5 protein-coding genes are annotated in these 6,681 nt (G+C 48.4%); 4 read left to right on the forward strand and 1 reads right to left on the reverse strand.

Annotated features, from left to right (window positions below; all coding sequences use genetic code 11):
- Nucleotide 1 precedes the first annotated feature (1 nt).
- The gene (locus tag QVE09_RS31430; RefSeq protein WP_315939915.1) at nt 2–1,507 is read left to right on the forward strand and encodes an MDR family MFS transporter; all 1,506 of its coding nucleotides are present in this window, start codon (nt 2–4) and stop codon (nt 1,505–1,507) included.
- A 460-nt stretch (nt 1,508–1,967) separates the two neighbouring features.
- On the opposite strand, the gene QVE09_RS31435 is transcribed toward QVE09_RS31430, so the two are convergent.
- Nucleotides 1,968–2,429, reverse strand: a complete 462-nt coding sequence (locus QVE09_RS31435; protein WP_315939911.1) for a MarR family winged helix-turn-helix transcriptional regulator — start codon at nt 2,427–2,429, stop codon at nt 1,968–1,970.
- A 508-nt stretch (nt 2,430–2,937) separates the two neighbouring features.
- Between QVE09_RS31435 and QVE09_RS31440 the strand changes: the two genes are divergently transcribed.
- The 3 genes from QVE09_RS31440 to QVE09_RS31450 form a co-directional block, all read left to right on the forward strand.
- On the forward strand, nt 2,938–4,269 hold the full coding sequence (locus tag QVE09_RS31440; protein WP_315939912.1) for an MFS transporter: 1,332 nt from the start codon (nt 2,938–2,940) through the stop codon (nt 4,267–4,269).
- Between the two features lie 207 nt (nt 4,270–4,476).
- On the forward strand, nt 4,477–5,841 hold the full coding sequence (locus QVE09_RS31445; protein ID WP_315939913.1) for a hypothetical protein: 1,365 nt from the start codon (nt 4,477–4,479) through the stop codon (nt 5,839–5,841).
- Between the two features lie 33 nt (nt 5,842–5,874).
- On the forward strand, nt 5,875–6,681 hold an 807-nt coding region (locus tag QVE09_RS31450), incomplete at its 3' end, for a hypothetical protein (RefSeq protein WP_315939914.1).

A 6,681-nucleotide genomic window follows, 5' to 3' on the forward strand; every position in this document is an offset into this window, starting at 1 on the left:
TTTGAAGCGCAGTTTTATCTTGACGGGGCTGTTGCTCGCGACATTTCTGTCAGCGATTGAAGGCACCGTAATTGGTCCGGCAGGGCCGACCATTGTCAGTGAGCTGGGGAGTGTACAGCTGCTGAGCTGGATTTTCACCGCATACCTGCTGACAATGGCTGTGAGTACGCCCATTTTCGGTAAAATCAGTGACTTGTATGGACGAAAGCCTGTATTTCTGATTGGCTGTGCCTTATTTTTACTGGGTTCACTCTTGTGCTGTCTGTCGCAGAATATGGAGCAGTTGATTATTTTCCGTGCTATACAGGGGATTGGTGCGGGTGCGGTAGTTCCTGTTACATTTACGATTATCGGGGACATCTACGCGATTGAAGAACGTGGTAAAATCCAGGGCTGGATTAGCTCCGTGTGGGGTATTTCCTCTCTGGCGGGACCGCTGCTTGGCGGTTATTTTGTAGATAATCTCGGCTGGCAGTGGATATTTGGTTTTAATGTGCCGTTTGGTCTGCTCGCGATGTGGTTTGTATTTCGTTATCTGAAGGAAGATATCTCTCCGCGTACAGCCAAAATTGACTATGTCGGTGCGCTGACCTTCACGGTGGGCATTACTGCATTGTTATTTGTCCTGTCGGCGGGGGGGCAGTATTATGCATGGAGTTCTCCGTTGATTGTAGGACTGAGTGTGGTTGCTGCTCTGTTTATTATTTTATTTTTTGTGGTGGAAAAAAGAGCTCAGGCCCCAATGGTTCCACTACATCTGTTCCGAATTCGGGACATCCGTGTGGCGAATATCGCCGGACTGTTAACCAGTACTCTGATGATCGGTCTGACCAGTTATTTACCGCTCTGGGTGCAGGGGGTTCGGGGAGGAAATGCGACGGAATCCGGGCTGCTGCTCGCGCCGATGTCGGTGGGTTGGCTCATTGGTAGTGTGTTGGCAGGCCGCCTGTTGATGAAAATTGGATCACGTATGACCGCATTGATTGGATTAACCGGAATTGCGATCGGGTCGGGTGGACTCTTTCTGGTGGGCGGGACATCCCCGCAGGCTGTGCTATTTATACTGACCTTTATTTATGGTCTCGGCTTCGGGTTTGCATTCACGATCTTCACCATTATTGCGCAGTCTTCCGTAGGATATAAGGAACGTGGTTCCTCTACGGCACTGCACACGTTCATGCGTACGTTGGGACAGACGATTGGTGCAGCGGCTTTTGGTACCTGGTTGAACTATCGGATTTCCACGTTATCCAGTGAACAGAATCTGGCGGAGGCCGGAATTTCGGAGAGTGATCTGAACGAACTGCTTGCACCACATACGGATGCAGCGCTATCTGATGATAAATGGGCGCTACTACGGAGCGTGCTGGAAGGAAGCTTGCATTCCCTGTTTGTCATTATGTTTGTCATCGCACTGGTCTCGTGGGTAACCACACTTGCTCTACGCAAACGTTTAATTGTACCCGAAGATGCAGATGCTCCACCGCAACCACAAGGCTCGAAGTAAAAGTGGATATATACGAAAAACATATGAAAAACCGGATTCGCCGATGTCAGGCAAATCCGGTTATTTTTGTTGGCCCATGTGCAGTGGATTAGAGTGCTTCTTCAAACTCAGGCAAGTGATACGTTGGGGGATGTCCGGGTCTAAAGCATTTTGAAGTACAGTCTGGATGATCTTGGTGAACATCCAGACGAATTTCTAAGGAACTGAGGACGTCTTATTTAACCTTCTGCTCCACTTTATAAATTGTAAGGAACATGAGACACGTTATTTCCCGAAATCACCTGAAAAACACGTTGTAAACGGCTGTTTATTCAAAGATAGCGTGTGTCAGATTCCTTAAAATGCTGCGAGCGCTTCAAACCCCTGAATAAGACGCCACAAGTTCGTTAGAGCTCCCGCTCCATATCTGCTCCAGAACATTCAGTTACGCTCCGGCTTTCGTCAGGTTTGAAGATAAGCTCTAGCTATTCGCTGATAAACGGTCTGCAGAATGTGCAAGCCTTCCCAAGAGTTCGGACAGCAATTCCTTCTCTTCCTCACTCAGTCCACTTACAGCCCGATCAATCTTCAACGCATAGCCTGGATAGATGTCATCCATGGTGCGCTTTCCTTCTTCGGTCAGTTCCACAAAGATGATACGTCTGTCTTGCGGACAATGTTTGCGGTGTAACAATCCTTTTTGCTCCAGCTTATCGATCACATAGGTCACATTACCACTTTGCAGCAGAAGTTGTGCGCCAACCTGTTGAATCGGCTGAGCTCCTTTCATATATAACACTTCGAGCACCCCGTATGCGGTGGGGTTGAAACCATGCACTTTGCTTCCGGATACAGCGTGTTCATTCACGCTCTTGAATGTCTGGGCCAAGGTGCGGTACAGATGAAGTGAACGTTCGGTTCCGATTTCTTGTAATTCCAGCATGCTGATCCCGCCTTTTCAGATTAGTTTTATAAGTTGAAAATGATGAAGTTACAACCTACCACTACGAGGACAGAACAACCTTCCAATCACTGTTATCGCCAGATTTTTTGAAATATTCTTCAAAGGTAAAATCCGGTGATAGCGTATGCTTCCGATGGAGCTTTTTTTCAAAAAGCTTTTAGGTGAACGCTTCGCTTTTTCAGGTTATTTCTGTCCTCTCCGTTATGCTGTTCATGTAAAAGAGTATTTCAACTTATATGAGTTGGTTAGTGATGTTTGACGATACAGGTTGTCGCCATGGTTTAATTGTAAACTTCTATTTCTATGAAAAACATGCGATATGTCACAAGATTTGCATTTTTAGCATTTAAAATTTGATCATTCATCATGCTGAAAAATCATCCTTCAGATGTCGCTTTTTCTCCGCCTCTGGCAGGAGGTTGAGTCAAGGGCTGCTCTATATAATGAGTTCATACTATGAATTGGAATATAATGGAGGAGAAGAAGGATGACAAGTGATTTAACGTTTGAAGGACATCGACCGCTGAAGAATAACCGATCTTTTGTAACATTGATGGTGGCACAGGCCATTTCCAATCTGGGTGATTGGCTGCATCTGCTCGCAATCCTGACTCTCGTGGGTATCCGCTGGAATGCAACGCCATGGGAGATTACATTTGTCACACTTTCCGCCGCACTGCCCATTCTGTTGACAGGGCCATTCGCAGGCACGCTTGCAGATCGCCTGAACCGAAAATGGCTGATGATTGTAGCTGATGGTGCACGGATCATCATTGTGGGTGCGTTAATTTTTGCTGACCAGATCTGGCACGTTTACATACTGCTTGTCCTCAAATCCCTGTTCGATGTAATCTTCTCTCCGGCCAAAAACGGAAAGCTGAAGGAAATTGTACCTCGGGAACAGCTTGCGCAAGCTGTATCCATCAGCTCGGTGATCGAACAGATGTCCAAAATTATTGGTCCAGCGCTTGGCGGACTTTTGGTAGCCGCCTTTGGAATTACCTGGTGTTTTGTTCTCGATTCAGCATCTTTTCTGATCTCCGGCATCATTTTATTGTGGATTCCTGGAACTCGGGTGATCCAATCTGCAATTCATAACGTAACAGAAGTAGAGGAAGAGACAGCTGGGGGTGTTCGTAACCGCTCAAAAGGCTCTTTTTGGAAAGAAACACTGGAGGGTATTCGCATGCTCGCATCTCTCCCTCATGTAGGAACGTCTCTGATTTTGCTTGCTTCAGCCATACTTTTTCTGCAATTTGCCGATTCACAGACTGTGGTGTTATTCAGACAACTTCCCGGAATTTCAAGTGATCAGCTGGGATGGTGCGTGGCAGCAAGTGGCGCAGGTACATTAATTGCAGCGATGAGTGTACGGAAGTGGAAGCATGCAGGGCATGTTTTGAAAATGGGTCTGGGTACCATACTCATGGGTCTGGTTATCGGCGGAGCCGGAGTTATTGTTGGGATATGGCCGCACGCCGGGCTAGGTGCCAATCTGTTGTTAGTATCCCTCTTTGCCCTGGCAGGTGTCGGAATAGGGTTTGCGATTGTGCCCTTTCAGATCCTGTTGCAGGAACAGACACCTGAGGCGATGACAGGCAGGGTATTTGGAACGGTAGGCAGCGTGATGACAGCCAGTAATATTATGGGCCCGGTGGTAGGCGGATTTATGGTTACCTCATTTGGTGTAGTGCCGGCTTTTGTCTGTTCAGGCATTTTGCTGACCCTGCTTGGGTTGATTTATTTGATGAAACGTAGCGGGGAAAAAGCCGATCTAAATGGCTCCATTGCAGCCAAGACCATGATTGCAGGCGACTGAAAACAGGCCGAATCTGCTCAGGTTAGAACAGTTGAAATGAAGGTTTGAATTTATTTCAAATTTTAAGTTTATGATTAAAAAGCGTTTGAGCAAACGCCTTCACGTTTAATGAGGAACAGGCAGAAATCCCTGTATTCAAATTAATCCTAGGGGAAAACTCATATGCCTTGTCCCACCAACGCATTAGCGGAAAGGGGGTGAAGCAACTTGAATGTAAAGTTACCAAAATCGATTGTGCGTCTTGGAAGCATACCACTGGCTATACTTGCAGGGACTTTGCTTCTGGGAGTTGGATCGTCACATGTATACGCCGATGATGCTCAGGTATCTTCTGAAAAACATTCCAGCGGATTGTCGCTAAATTTGTTTTCACGCGATTCGGATGGCGGGTTGAACCTGACTCCGTCGGTATCGGTATCCACACCACTACTGGATGTTGAAGTTCCGTCGATCAAAGCGAATGAATCCACAGGTAAGCTGAGTGTATCTGAGCTGAAAGTAGATACACCGCTTGGATCGGCCGGAACATCAGAGATTGGGATTGATGCCAAGAAGGGAACCGTCGAACTGCCGTCTGTAAAGGCGGATACACCGGTGATCAAAGCCGAAGTATCAAGCAGTCAGGTAAACCTGAACGAAGGGACAGCTTCCTTGCCTGGCGTTACCGCAGAGGTACCGGAGGTGATCAAGGCAGAGACGTCTGCTGTGAAAACAGACCTTCGGCAGGGCAAGGTTGAATTACCTTCCGTTAAGGTGGATGTGCCTGAGGTTACTTCCGTCAATATCTCTTCATCCCGTGTGGATCTGAGTAAGGGAAATGTCCAGCTTCCTTCTGTGAGAGCAGAGATTCCAGTTGTAGACGTATCCGCTGAACTCAATCCTGATCAGGAAAAGGTGGAGATTCCAAGTGTGAAGCCGGAACCGCCGTTAGTCACTCCGGAAAAGCCGACGGTCGTCAAAACACCGAATGTCGAAACTTCCAATACGAGTGCACTCGCAGATCCTGTTTTACCACAGAACAACGAGGAAGGACAGGACCCAGTACAGGTTACGGGCAAAGTGATGGAGGTCACCCCGGAACCAGAAGTACGTCCAGAACAACCTGTTGTCCCGCAGGCATTGCCTGTGGAAGGAACTGATCTGACGCAGGATTCCGATGATAATGCAGGTTTGCCCGATAACGAGTTATTCCTCGTAGATCAGCCATCTGCTAAACCAGCTGTCACTGAACAAGTGCAGAGTAACCAGGAAGCCAATCTGAAACAAGATGATGTCGATGCAACATCTCCATTGCAGTCTCGCACAGAACGACCAGCCAGTTGGCCTGTTGCAGCAACTTCTCCCGGAGCAGCTAATGCTTCCGCTGGGACAAGCTCCGGTTCGTCCGGTGTAACTGGAGGTGGAGCAACCGCTCCAGCCGGTGCACCTCCGGGAGCAACAACGGGTCTGGTTACGCCAGATTACGATTTTGCTTTCCGAATGGAACGGCTCGATGGATTCAGTCAATGGTCACAGGCACCGCCTGGGCGGCCGCCGCAATATACCTCTTTCTCTCTACAACAATGGCGTTAATTCAACCAAAATTGAGAAGGAGTGTATATAATCATGAAAAAAGTGAATCGTTGGGTAAAATTGTCGGTATTGTCGGGTACGTTGGTGGCTGGATTGCTGGGGGCTTCGCAGGCAACTTACGCAGATAGCTATAGCAATAACAGCAGTGGTAATCTGGAGCTAAATGCAGGTTTGCGCCTGGAGCTGGGATCTCTTCTGTCTGGACACCGTGACACAGGTTACGGTAACCATGGTAGCTACGGAGGTTCATCCAGTGCAACTGGAGCATTGAATCTGGATCTTGGACTCAATGCCGACTTATCCTCAGAGAGCACGAACCGATACAATGATCGTTCTTCTGACCACACTGCTGAGCGTAGCAGTGCTGGCAAGCTGGGCCTTGGCCTGAATGCCAATGTGTCGGGAGAAGGTACAACGATGAGCGACTATTCACGAGGCGGCGATGAGCGTAACGTAAACAGCAGCTACGCGAGCGAAAGCCGCGGAGCCTTGGATCTGGGTCTGAACGCGAAAGCAGAAGGAGAGAGTGCAACGTGGACTCAATCTGAACGCAGCAATAGCGTGAATGACCGTGAGCGTAACGTAAACAGCAGCTATGCGAGCGAAAGCCGTGGAGCACTGGATCTGGGTCTGAACGTGAAAGCAGAAGGAGAGAGTGCAACGATGGCTCAATCTGAACGCAACAACAGCGTGAAAGACAGCCAGCGTAACGTAAACAGCAGCTATGCAAGCGAAAGCCGCGGAGCCTTGGATCTGGGTCTGAACGCGAAAGCAGAAGGAGAGAGTGCAACGTGGACTCAATCTGAACGCAGCAATAGCGTGAATGACCGTGAGCGTAAC

This window comes from Paenibacillus sp. ClWae2A, from assembly GCF_032452295.1.
Lineage (GTDB): Bacteria > Bacillota > Bacilli > Paenibacillales > Paenibacillaceae > Paenibacillus.